The following is a 17,883-nucleotide window of genomic DNA, read 5'->3' as shown; positions in this document are numbered from 1 at the left end:
ATCTCTTCATCCTTCAACTTCTGTTTCGTTTCAGCCACGCTTCAATTCCTCCATCAATTAACGGAATAGAACCCTTAAGGCCAGCTGTTTAAGCCGGCACAAAAGGGTTGTTTGCCATTTCATAACCTATTGTCGTCTGTGGACCATGACCGGGATATACCCGTACCGCAGGGTCCAGCTTGTATAATTTCAAACGGATGGAATCGTACAAATCGCGTTCCTTGCCCCCTGGCAAGTCGCTGCGACCGACGGACTGCTTGAAGAGCACATCGCCGCTGATCAGATGCTCGCCGCAAAGCAAGCTAACGCTGCCCGGAGAATGTCCCGGCGTGTGCAGGATGCTGAAGGTATGTCCGATCAGCTCCAGCTTCTGCCCCTCGGACAGCCCGAATTCAGCAGGTTCCGTGGTGAGCGGCTCCGTCACATCCGACCAGCGGGCAGAGCCATTCTTCCGCGCATCCGTCAGCCAATCGGCTTCGGCATCATGGAGATATACCGGGCAGCTGAATGCACGGCGCATCTCATCGACACCCGCCATATGGTCAAAATGCGCGTGCGTCAAAACAATTGCTTCAATAATAAGCCCGCGCTCGCGGATTCGCTCGATGAGTCGCTTCGGTACCATGCCGGGATCAATGACGAAAGCGCGTTTACCGGTTTCCTCGGTGAGAAGGTAACAGTTCGTTTGCAGAGGACCCAGTGTAAATGTCTCCATCTTGAACATATTAGACCGATGCTAGCAGCGTGCGCAGCTCTTTAATGATGTCTTGCTGATACGCCGTACCTTCACCATAGCGGCGGCCCATTTCTTGACGCGCGAGGGCGATCTTCTCTTGGTAATCGGCAGCTTCACGGTCTGGGTTCGCCAATTTGAACGCTGTCATCGGCTCCTGCACGTAGGCAGAACGAGGGCCCCATTGGCCAAGCACATGGCCGCCGGTGTCTGCAATAATGACGATCGGTATCGCGCGTCCGCCCATTGTCAGAAACTCATCCATTGTTTCCATATGCTCTTCAATTATAAGGACGTCAATTGGCATGCCAGTCAGTTCCATGGCTTTGAAAATAACCGGTACATTGCGAACAACATCGCCGCACCACTCCGCCATAAGTATCAAGCAGCGCAGATCATCGCGGTTGTTGATGGATTCGAAGAACTCGCGGTCGTCCTCGCTTGCCCATTCGAAGCGGCTTCCCCAATCTTGAAACGCTTCTTTATTTTTCTGCATGGAATCTACGAATTGCTGGGGGCTGATGCCTTTATTCAACTTATTTGCTACATTTTTGGCCATGTGAATTTGCCTCCTCCTGGAATCTTATTCATCTATTACATTGTATCAAATGTTTCTGGCTGCGCACAAACCGTCTCGTCCTAAATGGTCTTGCCTTTGCGTTTCATCACTTTATACAGCACGTATACGATCAGCAGCGCAAGCGCAATGAGGATGGCAGGCTGCACGTACGGAGCCGCTTTATCGTCGATATTATGCCAGTTCGCACCTAGCGAGCGTCCTAAGTAAACAAATAGGATCGACCATGGAATGGAAGCCAGTCCAGTGAGCACGGTAAATCGCAAGAAGGACATCCGCGCCATTCCGGCAGGAATGGAGATAACCTGACGCATCACCGGAACAAACCTTGCGGTAAATACGATGCCTGACCCGTAGCGCAGAAACCAACGTTCCGCGATGTCGAGGTGTTTCGGTTTGATTTTGATAAATTTGCCGTACTTTTCAAAGAATGGCCGACCCGCATAGCGACCGATTGCATATAGAATCCATTGCTGAGCTACCGCGCCTAATGTACCAAATATGACCGCACCGATAAAGGAAATCTTGCCCTCATGTACCAGGTAGCCGGCATAGCCAAGAACAATTTCACTCGGGATAACTTCGATCATGAGGCCGATCAGTATTCCAAAATACCCCAATCCCTCTATCCATTGCAGCAATGTATCAACTAACTCATGAAACCAGGCCACTCCGTCAACTCCTATCATTCCCTATATTGAGGACTCTTCGATTTCAATTTGCCAGAAATGAAGCCTCTCTTACGATATTCTAGCATACTTCCATCCCCCTGCTCCACCGCAGGCATTCATGGCCAAGCCTCCGCATAGACTAGCTGTAACTTTTGTAGGAAAGCTGGGTGAGCAAATATGTCGAATGTTTTTGTCGTCAGCAGAAAGCAGCTCTGGTTATTCACCCTACTGGTGCTCATCATCGTGATTGCAGCCGCGAGCCTGAGATGGAACCAATCCAGAGCAGCAGGCGCCTTGCAGCAGGAGTCGCGCGTCTATCAGCTTGTAACCGGTGAGTTCAAAACCAAAACCGATGACGGTAAGGAGCTGGAGGTGTACCGCTTCGATCCCGGCACCCTCGTCGTGAATAAGGGCGAGCATGTCGAGCTGCGGATCACGGGCATTAACGGGAAATCGCATCCTTTTGTCATCCAAGAGCTTGGCATCAAAGGAGAAGTGAATAAGGGTCAAACTACCGTGGTGCGCTTCACTGCAGATCAGCGCGGGACATACCCGATCCTATGTCTGACGCATACATCGCTGGCGAGCGGCGGGCCGATGGTAGGGTATATTGTGGTGCAGTAGGACGCGGGAGGGTGCGGAAGGCAGCATTATCAGGAGCCGCTAGTCGCGTGAGGAGGCACTCCATAGAGCTGCTCAACGCTGGCCGTAACCGACCTCTGTCGACTGTGACCAGTATGTGCGCTTGTGCATATATAGGGGGTAGAGAGGAGTCGGTTACGATGAAACCTTCCACCCAGAAGCACGCCTCGGAGTACCCTTCTGCACGCAAAATCAGACGCGCTTGCGAGAATGAGCTTTACCGTACGGTGAAACGGCTTGGCGTGTACATTCCCAAAGATAAAATGGAGCTCGCCGAGAAGCTCTACGTCCAAAAGGTGATTCTCAATCTGCAGTGGATTCATGAGCATGCCAGCAACCGGAAGGTGCTTTCCGACTGGTTTGACGAGAACGTCAGCGCAGATATAGCCACGCTGTGGGAAGTGGATCAGCCTAAGCTATGTACGGCATTCCGCGATGCCTTCGGAGGATGATGATCGCCCCTCCCTCCCTTGCTTCGCACGTCGCAGCAGCACGTCCCGAAACATAAACAGCAGCACAGCTCTCTCTGAAGAGCCGTGCTGCTGTTGTCGTGAATGAGAGTTTTGCGAAGGGGAAGATCGAGCTTAACCAATGATTGCATAGGTTTGAACACCGGACGGAATGGTACGTGTACGAAACAGAACACCGTTTGCATTAAAGGTGCGGATCGTGTAAGTCACATTCGTTAATGTACCGATGTTGTTAAAGCGAACTACGCCGAACGAGTCGAACGCAGCTGTGGCGACGACCTGATTATTCCGGAACAAACGGGCGAAGAAGCCGGTTGTCAGGAATGGCACGCCATTTTGAGCTACCCAAACAACGGTTAGTCGACTGAAAGTAGGACCTGTGGTTGTGGTTTCATTTAATGTTTTGGGCACAGATGTACGGATGACTTTACCGGAGCTTGGCAAGTAATATTTGGGTCTTACGCGTGACAATGCCATAAGCATCACTCCTTTCGGGGGTTGCTTACAGCTTATGCCGAGCCTGACCGGGAAGAGTGGACAAACCTCACGGGTGATGCGCCTGTTTTGAAAACTAAGCCCAGGTCCGCGTGTTATTAATCTGCATCTTCTCTTTGAAGGCCCGTTCCAGATCGATACCCAGCATATTCGCCAAATCGAAAATATTCCAGACCACATCATACATCTCATGGCCCAGATTCGCTTTACGCTCCGCATCCGGATGGTACGAGACGGACAGCACCTCTTTAGCCAGCTCACCGACTTCCGTCATTAAATACAACATCCTCTGTTCAATGGAGCTCTGATCAAACCCTTTGAGCGCGCTCCATTCTTTCACATATTGCTGAAATTCGGCTGTATTCATCTTCGTTACTTTCCTCTCTATGTTAGGAATAGGCATATTATACAAAATGGCTAGCTCGTTGCTGAGCCGAGCTGCTTGAGGAGCAGGCGGCTTTGATCCGCCGCTGCCTGCGACTGTGCCGTGACGGCAAATTTGCGGCCGTTCACGCCGGGGTTGTCCTTCTGCGCCTCGTACGCTTCGAAGAAGGAGACGGCCGTTTGCGCGGCCAGCCTTGCATCCGCGAGGCGCGAAGCAGCTCGCATGCCATCCGCGAGCTGCGCCATCGTGACGACCGCGTCCGTCTGCTTGTCGCGGTCGTAACGATCATAGTGCAAGGCGAGGCGCCAGTACGCCGCCGCGCCGTGCACATCGCTCTGCTCGGCCGCCAGCTCGCCGAGCGCCCACAAGAGCGGCACGGACTGCGGCTCATAGCGCAGTCCGGCCGCCAGCAGCACCGCCCGTTCCCGCGGCGGTGCCAGTGCTGCAAGCTCGAGTCGAATACGCGTCCAATACGGATTCAACTCGAGCGCCGCGCGAAGCGCGGCCGTTTGCGCAGCAGCACTGCGGGCGGCTGATACAGCCGCCTCGCGGTACTGCACGGCACGGTCGAACCGAACGCTGAGCACAGCGGCGGCGGTTAGACCTACCGCGGCCGCGGCGAGCAGCGCGGTCCGCAGCGGTCGTTGCAGCGGCGCCATATCCCTAGCGCGCTTTACGCCCACCGGGCTCTCGCTTTCTCCGGAGTAGTAGACCACCCAGCTGAGCAGCAAGAGCCAATAATACCCGAAGGACATATCAAAATCCACCACAGCATGCAGCAGCAGTACACTAACAGGCAGAAGTCCGATCGGATGCGATCGCCACACGCGCCGCAGCAGAACAAACAGAACCAAGGCAAAAACCAACAGCCCGACAATACCCAGATCAAGCGCGATTTCAATGTAACCGCTATGCACTTCATTCCCAACATAAGGGGCCGTCTGCACTTGAGTAAACAACATCCGCCAGGTGTCGCCGCCACGGCCGAAGAACAACGCTTCCTTCATGAGCAGCCACGCATCCTGATAAAATAACCCGCGCGCACCGGCCGTCTGAAACCCGCCGCTTAATCGGCCTTGAATCACTGACGGAAGCAGCATGACCATGCCAAATATACCCGCAAGCCAGCATCCCCACGCAATTCGGCTGAGCAGCCGCTCTCTTCCCCTTGCCAGCACCCACCTCAAACCAATGAATCCCGCAAGCGCAGCCGCACAGATTAGAACCAGAAACACGGTCTCTTGCGCAGTCGCCCCATGCTGCACTAGCTGGACTTTCTCGCCCGAAGCATCACTTGAGGCACCGCTACGCAAGCCTGCATGAACGACGGCTCGATAGGCAGCCCCTCCGCTAATCAATGCCCAGCCGCTATAGATAAGCCATGTAACACGCTCCTTACTCCGCAGGAGCAAGAGACCGCACAACCATGCAAAAACGGTCACGAGCCAGGCTCCTCTTGATTCTGTCAGCAGCAATGCTAAGACAGCAGGCACTACTCCCGCCGCAGCCCCGATAAACGATAATACAGCAGTCCTTGTTCGTAATAGCAAGAGTAAGTAGAACAATAGATAGGCACCTGCTACAGCACCCAGAAAATTCGGATATTGCATGAACCCAGACAAACGGGCACCTACAGCGGATAACCTCACATCGCCGGTGGTCATGATGATTTCGGGAAAAGCGATCCATCCCATCCATCCCGCAATCGCGCCTGCTAATACGAAAGCGCCAGAGCCTTGAATCGCCGCAGATAGCCACATCCGGCGCTGCTGCAGCACCGCCATATCGGAGCTGGAACAAAACCAGCTGTACAATGTGATTGCATAAGCAGCATACGCCATCCACCGCAAAGCCTCATCGAAGCTGCCTAACATGGAGGCCGGTCGATGAAGCAGCGCCACAGCATATAGCAGTGCAATCGCCAACAGGCTATAGAACGCAGTGGGAACGCTCTTCCAGCGCCGCGTATTCTCATTCCGAGAATGAACAACTAGAGCCGTTCCTACAACGAACACGCATACGACTATAAGGATCGATTCCCACCGATAAAAGATCGTATCAAAGAACATCCCATAATGATAAGCCGAGCCCCCCAGCACGATAGCCACGGCCAGCGCGGCTAATCCCGTCAACCCACTTCGCATAACCACTTCCCCTTTTACTCGAACCCCAACGCATGAATTCCGTTATTTTTCCAATTGTACCATAATTAATAGGCTGACTATAAAAAAGAAGACGCTGCCGGATCACGATCATCCGTTCAAACGCCTTCTTATATTTGCAACGCGGAAATCGCGTTTATCTGCCCTTCTTAGCTGTTGCTTTCTCCTGTTTAAGCTTGAAATAGGCCTCTATTTGCATGCGCAGTAAATACGCTCGAAGCGCCCGCTGCTGCTGCTCGTCCAAATCGAGAAAGCGAGCTCCATAAAACTTCCACTCACTTCCATCTTCCTTGCGGATAATTTCAACTTCACAATCCAGCTTGAAGCCAAGCGATAAACTCGCGATGAGGGTATCGCCTTTTACTAGTGTCGGAGGGCTCATTAGTGAGAAGCCCACGCCGGTATCGCTTATATTACGCAGCTCTATATCGAAGCTATCTGTAGCTTCAATCGTTATTTTATCCCCTTTGGAGCCTTCGACCTCTTGCGAATAGGTACGCGATATCGTTCCTCTCGCCTCAATATCAATACGCGGCGATTCCCGTTTCTCTTCAAGTCCCGCAAGCGAGCGAGCCGGGAAAATAACCGCGATAGAACCTTCTGCCTTCGCAATAATCGTCGATTGCAGCCGGTGAATGCCGACAGGTGAATAGACGGTTAAACTAACCGGTTCACCGAGCTCGAAGTTTTTGAATTCCGTCAGTTCGATCTCCATCATTTCGCCTTCTGCATGGGCAAGCACGCCAGTGGCAACATAGCCGTCTTTCTCAACCATCGTACGGCTGTGCAGCAGTGCTTTCATGGCAAAGGTTGGTTTGCCTGATCCGATTCGTTCATTCATGCCTGACATTTACTTTCCTCCTTCACATATGAAGAAACGCTCCCGCAACGACAGTACGGCGCTAAAAAACAGAAAAAGCGCTTCCTCATGCAATACTGGAGCCGCTTCCTTAACCACGAGATAACTCGGGGGTTCATTTCGGCAGTCAGGCTGTCATTCGTTCGCTACTAAAATGATGAGCGGACATTTAGACCCTTTAACTTTGCGTCCTTACCTTTCGATAAGTTTGCCAGTATCGATGATATGCAGTTGTCAGCAGAATGCTAACCTATCTACAGTTCTTTCACGATCATTAATTTATGTTGGTCTTTGAGGTCGATCTGATAGGCTGCAGCAGGCGCTGTTCCGTCAGGCTCTCGGATAATCCGAACCGTTGGACGATGAACCGCGAGCGGGTCGTTCACAGCAACGACGGCAACTTGCCCTGAGCTGAGCAGTACCGTTGTCGCGACCGGATAAATGGAAATATGCTTACAGAAAATCTTGATTAAATCCAGATCAAAATAGGTGTTTCCTGCAGCAAACAAAAACTCAATCGCTTCCGATGGTGTATAACGTTTCCGATGCGGCCTGGGAGAGGTCAGCGCATCATAGACATCCGCGATCGCTACGATCTGAGCGTATTCATGAATGGCCTCCCGCTTAAGCTTACGCGGATAACCCGAACCATCATAGCGCTCGTGATGCTGCAGCGCGCAATGAGCCGAAAGCAAACTAATATCATGCTGCGCCCGAATGATGTTGAAGCCATCCTCGGTATGTTTCTCCATGAGCATCCGCTCGCTTGGCGTTAATGCCGTCGTCTTGGTCAAAATCTCTTTGGGCAGCCGTGTCATTCCGATATCGAATAACATCGCACCCATGCCAAGCTCTTCGAGCTGCGTACGGTTATACCCTCTGGCCAATCCCATGATGCCTGCCAGAATCGTGACATTCAGGGAATGGTGGAACAAGTAGCTGTCTGCCACGTGAATGTTAGTTAAGCTAACCATTACATCTTCACGTCTAATGAGGTCCTGCATAATATCGCCGAATACTTTACGGAAGGTGCGGCCAAGCTCGGGGGCTATCGTTCGCCCTTTCGTAACCTGTTGGTCCATGAGCGTATTCATCGTCTTGTAAATCGTATCCGATGCTGCTTTGTGCGTGCTGTCTTGAATAGCCGTAGTCGGCTCTAAACCCTCTGTCAGGGGATCATCAATGAAAAGCATGTCAATGCCTAAACCAGCCAATCTGTCGATAAATCGTTGATTTAACTCCACACCGGCGCCAAGCAATATGTTCCCATTCTCCTGCAAAATAGGGCGAGCTAACTTTTCTCCCGGCTGAACGGAGTTGATGTGAACTTTTCTCATCGGTGTTTCTTCCCGCCTTTACCGCTTGCTCCCGGTTTAAGCCTGTAAAGCTGCCGGTTCGGTCAACTGCGTCTTACGGACATATTTCTCTGCGTACATCCGCTTGTCCGCTGACTGCAACAACTGGCCAAGCTCCACACCGTTTTCTGGAAATGAAGCATGTCCAACCGAAACTGACAATCGCAATCCGGTTCGCAATGAAATGCTAAAAAGCTGATCGTGAATGAGCTTTACGAAACGCTCTATTCCTTTGTCATCTGCATAGGGACAAATAATGATGAACTCATCGCCGCCCCAGCGGCCGATAATTTCACCGTAAACTGCGCATTCCGTAAGTGTTTTTGCAATCAGCGCAAGCGCGGTATCCCCTTGGCTGTGGCCCATACGGTCGTTGACTTCTTTGAAGTCATTGACATCCAGCAACATGACCGTCATTTTCTTCCGTTTACGCTTTGCTTTAATCGCCAGCTTCTTGAAATTCGTCTCGATGAACCTGCGATTATACAGTCCTGTTAAGCTGTCTACTATGGAAGCTTTCTTCAATCGATCGTACTTGAGTCCTAAGAAATAGCCAATAGGCAGGGCAATCGCTGCGAATGCAGCAGTGCCGAATAGAACAGCGAGCGGCGTAGGTGTCTTACTTGCAAGTAGGCATAATCCCGCTGTAGCTAGTGTTGCTCCACAAGATGCCACACACGCTGTAAGACGTCCGTTACGCGACATTCGCAGTCCTCCTTATAAATTCACTACCCGATTGCGACCATTGTCTTTAGCTCTGTACAATGCGGAATCCACTTTCGAGAATAAGTCTCTTATGTAACCTTTGACGTCTTCAATCTGAAGTTCGGACTGCTCTTCTACCACAAGCATTCCCATGCTAATTGTTACGGATACCGGAGAACGTCCTCGGCCGATTGCAATCTCGTTGTTCTGAACGACCTCCCGTATGCGCTGGGCGAGCATGTCCGCCTGCTCTCTATTTGTATGGGGCAAATAGACTGTAAACTCTTCACCGCCGTAGCGAGCCAATATATCGGTTCTTCGAAGTGCCCCGCGAACGGCATCGGCCGTTCTCCGAATGACTTCATCACCGATCACATGGCCGTATGTATCGTTTACGAGTTTGAACAAATCGATATCAAACAATAAGAGAGCAAATGGGATCTTGTAGCGGATATTCGTCAATACCTCATGCTCCAGCTGCTGCATCAGAAACCTGCGGTTGAAACAGCCTGTCAGGCTGTCTGTAATCGCCATCTGCTCCAGTTTGCGATTCGCTTGAAAAAGCTCGTCTTGCATAAAGATAAGCGCGCGATTGCGCTCTTGCATCGAGGCATACTGCTCCTGCGACTTGAAGATCAGAGACTTCAGCTCCGAAATTTCTTGAAACGTGATGACTTTCCCGATCCGGCCTTCATTCACAATAATCGGTCCGACATGCAGAGAGAAGTACTGCTTGTGCGAGTTGCCCTGCTCAATCATGATTTCGGTCTGGATTCGCTGAGAAGGGTCCATCCTGTACGTGTACAGAAACTCATCTTCATTCACTTTGTCGATATTGCACCAAGAAAGGAGTTCCTCCATATTGAGCGTTTCACCGATGGCAATTTGAAGACGCGGGTTGACAATCCGGTTCATCTCGATGACATTGTCATGCTCATCCAGCACGATAATGCCTACAGACAACGTATCCATTACATCCTGCTGCGCAATCTTAACCAAGTCGAGCGAACGATGCTTCTTCAAGGAGAATACAAAATACAGATCAGACAGCACGATGCCAAGCGACGTAAGGCCGGGAATAACCGGCAGCCAAGGATCAAGAATGACGTTTACCACTAAATCCATTAATGGAAACGCCATCATAATAAATATGCCTGTGAGCGCGTTGGCGATCCGTACCCGATCCTGTGACAGCTTACGTGAATGATAGGCCTTCAGCAAGATGCGTACCGTATAGACGTAATACGAAACTAACAAGCCTACCATCGCCCAGAAAATAGGACCATAGACCCTCTCGTCGTAAGTATTATCCACCGTAGTCGCGAAGGCATTCCACGGATTCCATAAGACGCCGATCGAGATGAGCACCGATGGCATCATCATATAAACGAGCGTGGCGCGACTCGGCCTGTAGCTGGCGTTCACCAGAAATTTCGTAAACAGGAGCCACCCAAAGCCAAGCATCGATAAACCAACAAAGGAAATATTAATGTATATAATCTGGAGGTGTGGTTGATCCGTTGTGTGGACGCCGACTTGACCGAGTGGCCAAATCATCATGAAGAAGTGAAATAACAGGTAGACCTTATGCTGTGTTGTGATTACATTAAATGCAAATACATAGATGAAAATGGTGAATAAAAAAAGAAATAGGCTCAAATCCAGCCCTGTCATTAGTCCCATTCGCTTCACCCAAATCACAATCAAATTGTTAAACGCATAAAAGAACTGGGACAATCTACTTACAAGTAACTATATTCTATCATACAGTTTAATTATTCGACAATAAACTTGTTATCTTTATTGACATGGGGAAGAAATATTATTTGGTCGCCTACTTTAACCGTTCCTCAAGTGCCTGTTCCAAGTAAGGTTTCACCTGCAGCATGTCGCGGAAGACGACATACTCCTGCCATTTACGCGCTGAATCAGCCCCTCCTCCTGCTGTGCGGACTGCTCGGATCAACATATTCTTGGGTGTATGCTCCGGATCGATAAACTCCAGAAGCTGCGTGCGATAGCCCAGCACTTCCAAGAGCTGCGTGCGGATGGCGTCCGTAGCAAGCGCAGAGAACCGTTCCTTAAGAAGCCCGTGCGACAGAAGAGGCGCCATCGCTTCGTTCTGAATTTGCCGAAACAGCTCGTGCTGGCAGCAAGGTACGGACAGAATGACTGAAGCTCCCCATTCGATCGCTTTAACCAGAGCTGCATCCGTTGCCGTATCGCAAGCATGCAAGGTAACGACCATGTCCACTTTGGATTGATCCTTATACTGCGCAATATCTCCGACTTGGAATTTTAATTTATCGTAACCGAGCTTCTGTGCAAGCTCGGAACAGAATGCAATAACATCGGCCTTCAGATCCAGTCCGACAACCGAGATGCTTCGCTGCTGCTTCACGGCAAGCAAATGATAGAGGGCAAACGTCAAATAGGACTTGCCGCAGCCGAAGTCCACAATTGTAATTTCGCGATCAGCCGGCAGATGCGGAAGCACATCCGTAACCATCTCCAAGAAGCGGTTGATCTGACGAAACTTATCCTGTTTCTTCGCAATCACTTGGCCGTCTTTGGTCATAATGCCAAGCTCCACCATGAACGGCGCTGCCTCGCCTTCTTGTACGACACGCTGCTTCTGCCTATTATGGGCCAGAGATTCGGACTCTGCTTTAGCCGTAGCAGGCTTCGTCACGATCGCTGCTTTGCCCTTCTTCGAGAACAGCACCTGTACATCCGCATCGTTTGTTTTGAACAACGCCTGCCTGTAATGCTGCTCCAGCCAAGCTGCGATCCGATCTGCGGCATCCGCTTGCGGCACATTCTCATGTGTCACTTTATTGTCGATATAATATTGAAATTGATAATGCAGCGTTCCCTTAAGCTCAATCGGACGAATGACTGTTTTCGCAGGCACTTGGCCGTCCTTGCGGCGCAGCTGGCTAAAGGTCGCCTGCCGCAGCTGTCCACTGCCTACCCACTGCTCAATATCCGATTGCCATTGTTCCTTGCTTTCCATCTGTTACTCTTCAGCTCCTAAGCTTGCGTCAATTGTTGCTTCACACGTTCCAAACCTTCTTTAACCTCATCGCGCGGTAAGCCGCCTTGCAGGAGCGACTCATCCGGCAGCAGCAAGAGCCTGCGATAAAACTCAACCGCTTCCTCCGCCTCTATTGCACCATCCTCTGATAGCTCATGCAGGACGTTCTCAGCCTCATCATAACGCCCGCCGCTTTCGTGCCACTCCCACATTAGAAGCTTCGTCTCTCTTGGGAGCTCATAAATGCCGAGCTTCGTTTCAAGCTCTGCCGCTTCTTCCGAAGGCGTGCGCAGAAGCGCCGGCGCATCCAGAATAGCGAGCCTCATGAAGAGATGAAAGGCTTTCAGCTGCAGGGGATACCCCTGCTCCTGCCTGCCAAGCTCGGTAAGAATCTCGCCTTCTTCCTTAATCAGCAGCGCCACCGCATGCAAATTGGCGGTTTCTACGATTCCGTTCGTTGTCATCATCCGAACAAGATCCGCATCGGACAATTGACGGATCAGCTTCCCGTTCATCCGAAACTGCCGATCGAGCAGCTCGTCAATGACAAGCAGCGCTTCCTCCTGCTTACGCTGCTGTCTCAGACCCATAACCTGGCCGGCAACTTCACTCATCTGCTCAATCATCCGCATAAAATAATCCCTTTGAAACAAAGGCCGCATCCCCTCTCCTCAGCTTGCTTGCCGCTTATAGCGACTTCAAAAACGCGACCATCTCACCAACCAGCTGCTCCGACGCCTCAATCATACTCATATGACCGGAACCCTCAAGGAGCACTTGTGTAACATGCGGACCATCTACCGTAAATGTATTCGCCGGAGCGATGACGCCATCCTCAGATCCTGCAACGAGCAGACGCGGTATATTCAGCTGTTCCAACACACCGGTCCGATCAGGACGAGCCTTCATGCCAAGCGCCGCCGCCGCAGCTCCGGCCGCCGAAGTCCCTCGTCCAATCTCGATCATATCGGATATAGCCGCCGCCATCGTTTCTTTATGCGCAGGTGCAAACAGCTTTGGAACCAGTCCTTCTACAAACGGACCAATGCCATCGGCAAGCAGCGCTTTCGCCGCTTTTTCCCGGTTTCCTTTGGCTTCCTCGCTATCAGGCTTCGCAGTAGAGTGCACAAGCGCAAATGACTTCAGCATCTCCGGATGCTGCTCTGCGAAAGCTAATGACACATAACCGCCAAGCGAATGCCCGAATAAGCAGATGCGCTCGATACCAAGCTCACGCAGCAGCAGGAGGAGATCCTCTGCGAACTGTTCCATCTCATAGGGAGACTGATCCGGAGCCGTACTTCCGCCATGACCGCGAAGGTCCGGTGCTAGTACCCGCCCATGCGTCGAGAGTGTGGATACCACTTCCACCCAATAGGCCGAGCTTCCGCAAAATCCATGCAAGAGCACGATTGCAGTATCGGCCGAGGACTCGCCGGTTTGTGGTGCCGAATCAAAATAAGCAATCGTTTGACCGTTCGGCAATTGAAAGGCGTTATTCGCCAGAGAAAGCTGCTTCTTTGTCATGCGGCTTCTTCCCTTCTCATTCAACTCTTCGTCCATACTTCATTTATTGTATCCGCGAGAGTGCGAGCCATTCCCATCACTTCGAATAAAGAAGCGTGCTGCAGCACCCAATAGGGTTTCACACTGTGCGGCGCTACGATACCGGCAATGCTATAATCGCCGATAGGCGTCAGTCGTTTACCAACCGCTTGCGCCGGAAACAGCGGGCCTCTGCCAATCATATAGCAAGGCTCCTCATTCTTCTTACCCAGACAAGCATCTATAGCAACCACCGTCATGAATGGCGGGATGTCGGCAACGAGCCTTTCATAGTGATCGGCATCGCAAGGATGCTTTAAGGTTCCGATCACATTCGGCCAGCCGGCCTCCTGCAGCATCGTGCCTACCCAAGGACCGAACGAATCGCCTGTTGAGCAATCGGTACCGATACATACGAAGAGCATCTTCGATCGGACAGGCTGGAGCACTGCCGCTTCGCGCAGCAATGCTTCCGCGCCTTCGATGCCTGCTCGCTCCCGGGCAACCGGGTCTTCATTTCGGTGTCTGCGCGCTTTCGCCCGACTCCCCATGATGAACGACTCCTTCGATCTTAGCTGACTTCATTGTAACGAAATGCCGCTCGCTCTTCAAATCTACCTCCCAATAAGAGGCATCAGTCGGAGATTAAGCGTTAGGTTCTATTACGATTGGCGTACCATCGGTTTGAATGGCGTCTATGCGGTATTTCAATTTGTTCGCCAGAGCTTGCCAGCGATCCTGATGGCCGCTGTCCGTAAATACGGGTACAAATCCGAGATTCAGGTAGGTTTTGACGGCAGGGATGCGGAAATCATCGGTGTTCAGCACCGCTCTTGTGCAGCCCTCCTGCACCATATGCAGCAGTGCTGCCAGGCTGACAGATAGCCCCAGTCTCTTGCCTTCATGCGATTGCAGGAGACCTACCATATGCAAGTAGCCTGTCGTTTCATTGTATTGAGGGCGAAACCACGCCGATGCCGTAGCAATCGGTACATTCCGTTCATCCGTGATGAACCATACCCGCTCCGGCCTATAGGGCTCGTCGGAGGCCATCTCCTTATCGAAAGGATGCTCCCCTCCGAACGAGTCATTAATGATATGCTCCCAAGCTTTCTCGTCCCCCGGCTGCAAGCTGCGTACACCATATCCGGCAGGAAGTGAAAGCGCGGGCAATGTGGAAATATGCTCTCGAACCATAAAAAGTTGGGATGAATGCTGCTGTTCGCTCATGGTATAGTTGCTCCTCTTTTATAGTTTAATAATCTGATCCTTAAAGGATGAGCTTGTCTTGAAATTCGGCATGTCGATCGTCCGTCCGCCGTTCATGATCGATAACTCCGATAAGAGCGCAACTGCCGTCCATTCGCAAGCATCATAGACATCGATAGCAGGCTTGCGATTGCCTTTCACCGCTTCAACAAAGTCCTCCACGATAAAATAATCGCCGCCCCAGTGGCCTGCTGCCTTCTGCTCTTCCGTCACGTTCTTATAACGCTCGGGCAAATAATCGTTATAATCGCTGAGCGGTCGCCAAACGGCATGATCCTCGGGATCGCCCATGCTCTCCAGCCAAATTTTGTGCGTATCGCCTAGGCCGCGAGGCGCCTCGAAGCTGCCTTTTGTCCCTTGGAGGGTGTAGTAGCTCATATTGTGCGGACGCTTCGAAATGCAGTCTATTCGCAGTTTAATCAGCTTCCCGCTTTCCATCTGGCACATCGTGACGGAGGTATCCTCTTGGCGGAAACGTTTATCCGTATGCCAGCCGGCTCCGAAGCAGGATACGGAACGAATCCGGTCGCCCTGAAACCACTGCATCACCGGTCCAAGACTATGCGTTGGATAGAAGGCTCCGCGTTTGCCTAATTGCCAGTAGCTGCGCCAGGTCGGCTTCGAGCCCCCAGCACTCCCTTCACGGTTGAACCGTGTAGCCAGACTGCGTACGTCATGCAGATACTCACCCTCGCCGAAATACACATCACCGAACAACCCTTGCTTGACCATATTCAAAATTTGTTGATTTTGCGGGATGTAGCAGTAGTTCTCCGCCATCATATACACCTTATCCGATGACTCCACCGTTTCCTTCAGCCACCATAATTCGTCCATTGTAACGCCTGCCGTCACTTCACTTAATACATGCTTGCCTGCTTGTATGGCAGCAATCGTTTGCGGGACATGCAGCTGCATAGGCGTTGAAATGACAACCGAATCGATATCCGATTCCAGCATATCTTCGAATACGCGATAGGTCCGAGGAATACCGTTCTTCGCCGCTGCTTCCTTCACATAATCGCCATCCAGATCACACAGTGCCACAACCTCCGTATCCTCGATGCACCGAAAGCCTTGCAGGGTACTAAGTCCTCTTGCGCCAACAATACCAACTTTAATCGGCATCTCTTCAGCCGCCTCCACATGTTGGATTCTTAAAAGAAAACGATTGCCTCAGTTCCCCGAAGCAATCGCTCTATTCGCTATATTTAGATCAAACCGGCTTCTTTCAAATTCAAATAGCTTGCCGTGATCGTTTCAAGCGGAGTAAGATTGCGCAGATTGTCCTGCTCTACAACCATCCAATCTACGCCGATCTCTTTCGCTGCACGAATGGAATCGCCGATGTTGACAACGCCTGTCCCGACTGCGGTCCAGTGGCCCTTCTCACTTGTACTGAATACGTCCTTGATATGAATGGAGGGGATACGTCCGGCCATCCTGCGCAGTACTTGTACCGGATCCGCTTTGCCCATTGTGATCCAGGCAACGTCCATTTCGAAAAATACCGCTTTCGGATCGGTGTATTCCACGAGAATATCCATGGCGGACACGCCGTTAAAAGAGGTTAGGAATTCATGCTCATGATTGTGGTAGCAAAGCTTAATCCCTTCTTCAGCCAGCCTAGCGCCTGCCGCATTGTACAGCTCAGCATCCAGCAGCAGCTCTTCTTTGGAGCTGCACGGCCCCCACCAAACCGTTACATGGGAGGATTGTACCGCTTTCGCATTCGCAATAATCGTATCCAGTTCGCCGCGCAGCGTCTCACGGCTGGCACTTAGGGTGATGGCATGCAGTCCGAGATCGTGAAACCGGCGTACATTCTCAGCTGTATCGCCCGGGAGCAGCAGCTCCGCGCCTTCGATCCCTTTGTATCCAACTTCCGCGATCCGGCGGAGTGTTCCCCACAGATCGGTTTTCATTTCTTCATGCATAATACCGATTAAGCCCAGTTTAGGTGCAGTCATAGTTATGTTAAGCCTCCGTATGATTGGAATGTAGGGTTAAAATTCAGCGGGGTACGAACGAACGAGCGGCTGCCATTCGATGGCTCTTACCTTTACATTTCGGATTTGGATAAAACTTGCATAGGCCTCGAAACCAACCTTCGTATGGAGCTGCGAATCGATTGGATCGTAATCGGTTAGCTCAAGCAGCAGCTTCCCGTCCACACAGACAAAACAGTGACCATCAATGCTGCCGGCTTGAATGTGATAAATACGGCCGGGCTCAAAATCAAACAACGGCGTAGCGGCATTCAGCACATAGTCAGGAGACTTCTCTAGTCCGATTTTGCCCTCCCACCAGCCTTGGAGTCCGGCGACGTAAGCGGCGCCACGCATGTTTTTCTCCTCGTCCCAGCTGGTATTCCACATCAGGTTAATATCATGGGTGCTCGGCAGAACGGTGCGGCCTTCAAATTCCACCAGCACATTGCCTTGAAAATCCTGCTTGCTCAGCAGCACTCCAGGCGCATTCAGCGGATTTCTGCCCTGCAGCCAGCCGTTCTCGACCCACCACTCTCCGCTGCAAATTCGCCAGTTGTCCAGCTCCTGTTCATGCTCAAAGCTCGTTTCATATAATAGGGGACATTGCTCCGAATCGAGTTGTTTATGCAGCAAACGTATCTTCATCCATATCCTCCACTCTTTAACAACGTCTTATTGGGCGTAGCATGTACGATGTGAGGCATGTTACAATACGAGCACAGACAAGTATGGAGAGGAGCTATCAAACAATGAACAATTTATCGGAAGCAACCCAAGACAACGTCGCGTTTATGATTGATACGATAAAGAACAAGCTGCGCATGGCCTCGGGCGCTGCGATGCAAGCGAATAATTTTAGCTTAGAACGATACGAGGATCTGAAGGACATCTACGATATTGTGGCAAGCAAAGATAAATTCAGCATCAGTGAAGTGGAAGCCATCGTCTCCGAGCTTGGCCAGCTTCGCGAGAAATAAGATAATTGGA

Annotated in this window: 21 protein-coding genes and 1 riboswitch; of the genes, 3 read left to right on the top strand and 18 right to left on the bottom strand. The window is 51.3% G+C overall.

What is annotated here, in order from left to right:
- Positions 1 to 88: 88 nt before the first annotated feature.
- The 3 genes from AC50Y3_RS08415 to uptA all read right to left on the bottom strand — a co-directional run bounded on the left by AC50Y3_RS08415 (position 89) and on the right by uptA (position 1,999).
- The gene (locus AC50Y3_RS08415) at positions 89 to 724 is read right to left on the bottom strand and encodes an MBL fold metallo-hydrolase (protein ID WP_494818328.1); all 636 of its coding nucleotides are present in this window, start codon (positions 722 to 724) and stop codon (positions 89 to 91) included.
- A gap of 1 nt (position 725) precedes the next feature.
- A complete protein-coding gene (locus tag AC50Y3_RS08410; RefSeq protein WP_494818327.1) occupies positions 726 to 1,292 on the bottom strand; it encodes a thioredoxin family protein in 567 nt (188 codons plus the stop codon).
- 80 nt (positions 1,293 to 1,372) lie between these two features.
- Complete coding sequence (gene uptA, locus AC50Y3_RS08405; protein WP_494818326.1) at positions 1,373 to 1,999, bottom strand: undecaprenyl phosphate transporter UptA; 627 nt, start codon at positions 1,997 to 1,999, stop codon at positions 1,373 to 1,375.
- A 159-nt stretch (positions 2,000 to 2,158) separates the two neighbouring features.
- Between uptA and AC50Y3_RS08400 the strand changes: the two genes are divergently transcribed.
- Positions 2,159 to 2,605 (top strand): cupredoxin domain-containing protein, encoded by a 447-nt coding sequence (locus AC50Y3_RS08400; RefSeq protein ID WP_494818325.1) that lies wholly within the window; start codon positions 2,159 to 2,161, stop codon positions 2,603 to 2,605.
- Between the two features lie 158 nt (positions 2,606 to 2,763).
- Positions 2,764 to 3,075, top strand: coding sequence for a dehydrogenase (locus tag AC50Y3_RS08395; RefSeq protein ID WP_494818324.1), 312 nt, complete (start codon positions 2,764 to 2,766; stop codon positions 3,073 to 3,075).
- A gap of 132 nt (positions 3,076 to 3,207) precedes the next feature.
- Here AC50Y3_RS08395 and AC50Y3_RS08390 read toward each other — a convergent pair whose 3' ends face one another.
- From AC50Y3_RS08390 to AC50Y3_RS08320, 15 genes are all read right to left on the bottom strand, one after another.
- Positions 3,208 to 3,570 (bottom strand): hypothetical protein, encoded by a 363-nt coding sequence (locus tag AC50Y3_RS08390; RefSeq protein WP_494818323.1) that lies wholly within the window; start codon positions 3,568 to 3,570, stop codon positions 3,208 to 3,210.
- A 94-nt stretch (positions 3,571 to 3,664) separates the two neighbouring features.
- Positions 3,665 to 3,955, bottom strand: coding sequence for a MazG nucleotide pyrophosphohydrolase domain-containing protein (locus AC50Y3_RS08385; protein ID WP_494818322.1), 291 nt, complete (start codon positions 3,953 to 3,955; stop codon positions 3,665 to 3,667).
- Positions 3,956 to 4,005: 50 nt separating this feature from the next.
- The gene (locus tag AC50Y3_RS08380; RefSeq protein WP_494818321.1) at positions 4,006 to 6,117 is read right to left on the bottom strand and encodes an O-antigen ligase family protein; all 2,112 of its coding nucleotides are present in this window, start codon (positions 6,115 to 6,117) and stop codon (positions 4,006 to 4,008) included.
- Positions 6,118 to 6,271: 154 nt separating this feature from the next.
- Positions 6,272 to 6,985 (bottom strand): PilZ domain-containing protein, encoded by a 714-nt coding sequence (locus AC50Y3_RS08375; protein ID WP_494818320.1) that lies wholly within the window; start codon positions 6,983 to 6,985, stop codon positions 6,272 to 6,274.
- A 128-nt stretch (positions 6,986 to 7,113) separates the two neighbouring features.
- Positions 7,114 to 7,217, bottom strand: a riboswitch (cyclic di-GMP riboswitch).
- Between the two features lie 31 nt (positions 7,218 to 7,248).
- Positions 7,249 to 8,331: an HD-GYP domain-containing protein gene (locus AC50Y3_RS08370; RefSeq protein ID WP_494818319.1), complete on the bottom strand. Its 1,083-nt coding sequence runs from the start codon at positions 8,329 to 8,331 to the stop codon at positions 7,249 to 7,251.
- 36 nt (positions 8,332 to 8,367) lie between these two features.
- Positions 8,368 to 9,054 carry a GGDEF domain-containing protein gene (locus tag AC50Y3_RS08365; RefSeq protein ID WP_494818318.1) on the bottom strand — a complete coding sequence of 229 codons (687 nt, stop codon included), beginning with the start codon at positions 9,052 to 9,054 and terminating at the stop codon, positions 8,368 to 8,370.
- A 12-nt stretch (positions 9,055 to 9,066) separates the two neighbouring features.
- Positions 9,067 to 10,737 (bottom strand): histidine kinase N-terminal 7TM domain-containing diguanylate cyclase, encoded by a 1,671-nt coding sequence (locus AC50Y3_RS08360; RefSeq protein WP_494818317.1) that lies wholly within the window; start codon positions 10,735 to 10,737, stop codon positions 9,067 to 9,069.
- Positions 10,738 to 10,888: 151 nt separating this feature from the next.
- A complete protein-coding gene (locus AC50Y3_RS08355) occupies positions 10,889 to 12,070 on the bottom strand; it encodes a class I SAM-dependent methyltransferase (RefSeq protein WP_494818316.1) in 1,182 nt (393 codons plus the stop codon).
- A gap of 17 nt (positions 12,071 to 12,087) precedes the next feature.
- Positions 12,088 to 12,744, bottom strand: a complete 657-nt coding sequence (locus AC50Y3_RS08350; RefSeq protein WP_494818315.1) for a DUF6483 family protein — start codon at positions 12,742 to 12,744, stop codon at positions 12,088 to 12,090.
- Between the two features lie 34 nt (positions 12,745 to 12,778).
- On the bottom strand, positions 12,779 to 13,618 hold the full coding sequence (locus AC50Y3_RS08345) for an alpha/beta fold hydrolase (protein WP_494818314.1): 840 nt from the start codon (positions 13,616 to 13,618) through the stop codon (positions 12,779 to 12,781).
- A gap of 20 nt (positions 13,619 to 13,638) precedes the next feature.
- Positions 13,639 to 14,187 carry a spore protease YyaC gene (gene yyaC / locus AC50Y3_RS08340; protein ID WP_494818313.1) on the bottom strand — a complete coding sequence of 183 codons (549 nt, stop codon included), beginning with the start codon at positions 14,185 to 14,187 and terminating at the stop codon, positions 13,639 to 13,641.
- Between the two features lie 94 nt (positions 14,188 to 14,281).
- Complete coding sequence (locus AC50Y3_RS08335) at positions 14,282 to 14,866, bottom strand: GNAT family N-acetyltransferase (RefSeq protein ID WP_494818312.1); 585 nt, start codon at positions 14,864 to 14,866, stop codon at positions 14,282 to 14,284.
- A gap of 18 nt (positions 14,867 to 14,884) precedes the next feature.
- Positions 14,885 to 16,033 carry a Gfo/Idh/MocA family protein gene (locus tag AC50Y3_RS08330; protein ID WP_494818311.1) on the bottom strand — a complete coding sequence of 383 codons (1,149 nt, stop codon included), beginning with the start codon at positions 16,031 to 16,033 and terminating at the stop codon, positions 14,885 to 14,887.
- Between the two features lie 83 nt (positions 16,034 to 16,116).
- A complete protein-coding gene (locus tag AC50Y3_RS08325) occupies positions 16,117 to 16,875 on the bottom strand; it encodes a sugar phosphate isomerase/epimerase family protein (RefSeq protein ID WP_494818310.1) in 759 nt (252 codons plus the stop codon).
- 36 nt (positions 16,876 to 16,911) lie between these two features.
- Positions 16,912 to 17,541, bottom strand: a complete 630-nt coding sequence (locus tag AC50Y3_RS08320) for a hypothetical protein (RefSeq protein WP_494818309.1) — start codon at positions 17,539 to 17,541, stop codon at positions 16,912 to 16,914.
- A gap of 104 nt (positions 17,542 to 17,645) precedes the next feature.
- Here AC50Y3_RS08320 and AC50Y3_RS08315 point away from each other — a divergent pair, with 104 nt between their 5' ends.
- Positions 17,646 to 17,873: a DUF1128 domain-containing protein gene (locus AC50Y3_RS08315; protein WP_091221340.1), complete on the top strand. Its 228-nt coding sequence runs from the start codon at positions 17,646 to 17,648 to the stop codon at positions 17,871 to 17,873.
- Positions 17,874 to 17,883 lie beyond the last annotated feature (10 nt).

The organism is Paenibacillus sp. J22R98, from assembly GCF_059383835.1.
The sequence above is the reverse complement of the archived record's forward strand: the minus strand, read 5'-3'. Positions and strand labels throughout refer to the sequence as shown.

Excerpts from the sequence above, each read along its gene's own strand:
- AC50Y3_RS08365 (WP_494818318.1), bottom strand. The coding sequence starts at position 9,054 with ATGTCGCGTAACGGACGTCTTACAGCGTGTGTGGCATCTTGTGGAGCA.
- AC50Y3_RS08395 (WP_494818324.1), top strand. The coding sequence starts at position 2,764 with ATGAAACCTTCCACCCAGAAGCACGCCTCGGAGTACCCTTCTGCACGC.
- AC50Y3_RS08345 (WP_494818314.1), bottom strand. The coding sequence starts at position 13,618 with ATGACAAAGAAGCAGCTTTCTCTGGCGAATAACGCCTTTCAATTGCCG.
- AC50Y3_RS08325 (WP_494818310.1), bottom strand. The coding sequence starts at position 16,875 with ATGACTGCACCTAAACTGGGCTTAATCGGTATTATGCATGAAGAAATG.
- AC50Y3_RS08385 (WP_494818322.1), bottom strand. The coding sequence starts at position 3,955 with ATGAATACAGCCGAATTTCAGCAATATGTGAAAGAATGGAGCGCGCTC.
- AC50Y3_RS08335 (WP_494818312.1), bottom strand. The coding sequence starts at position 14,866 with ATGAGCGAACAGCAGCATTCATCCCAACTTTTTATGGTTCGAGAGCAT.
- AC50Y3_RS08320 (WP_494818309.1), bottom strand. The coding sequence starts at position 17,541 with ATGAAGATACGTTTGCTGCATAAACAACTCGATTCGGAGCAATGTCCC.
- AC50Y3_RS08400 (WP_494818325.1), top strand. The coding sequence starts at position 2,159 with ATGTCGAATGTTTTTGTCGTCAGCAGAAAGCAGCTCTGGTTATTCACC.
- AC50Y3_RS08355 (WP_494818316.1), bottom strand. The coding sequence starts at position 12,070 with ATGGAAAGCAAGGAACAATGGCAATCGGATATTGAGCAGTGGGTAGGC.
- AC50Y3_RS08370 (WP_494818319.1), bottom strand. The coding sequence starts at position 8,331 with ATGAGAAAAGTTCACATCAACTCCGTTCAGCCGGGAGAAAAGTTAGCT.
- AC50Y3_RS08315 (WP_091221340.1), top strand. The coding sequence starts at position 17,646 with ATGAACAATTTATCGGAAGCAACCCAAGACAACGTCGCGTTTATGATT.
- uptA (WP_494818326.1), bottom strand. The coding sequence starts at position 1,999 with ATGATAGGAGTTGACGGAGTGGCCTGGTTTCATGAGTTAGTTGATACA.
- AC50Y3_RS08375 (WP_494818320.1), bottom strand. The coding sequence starts at position 6,985 with ATGTCAGGCATGAATGAACGAATCGGATCAGGCAAACCAACCTTTGCC.
- AC50Y3_RS08360 (WP_494818317.1), bottom strand. The coding sequence starts at position 10,737 with ATGGGACTAATGACAGGGCTGGATTTGAGCCTATTTCTTTTTTTATTC.
- AC50Y3_RS08330 (WP_494818311.1), bottom strand. The coding sequence starts at position 16,033 with ATGCCGATTAAAGTTGGTATTGTTGGCGCAAGAGGACTTAGTACCCTG.
- AC50Y3_RS08380 (WP_494818321.1), bottom strand. The coding sequence starts at position 6,117 with ATGCGAAGTGGGTTGACGGGATTAGCCGCGCTGGCCGTGGCTATCGTG.
- AC50Y3_RS08410 (WP_494818327.1), bottom strand. The coding sequence starts at position 1,292 with ATGGCCAAAAATGTAGCAAATAAGTTGAATAAAGGCATCAGCCCCCAG.
- AC50Y3_RS08415 (WP_494818328.1), bottom strand. The coding sequence starts at position 724 with ATGTTCAAGATGGAGACATTTACACTGGGTCCTCTGCAAACGAACTGT.
- yyaC (WP_494818313.1), bottom strand. The coding sequence starts at position 14,187 with ATGGGGAGTCGGGCGAAAGCGCGCAGACACCGAAATGAAGACCCGGTT.
- AC50Y3_RS08390 (WP_494818323.1), bottom strand. The coding sequence starts at position 3,570 with ATGGCATTGTCACGCGTAAGACCCAAATATTACTTGCCAAGCTCCGGT.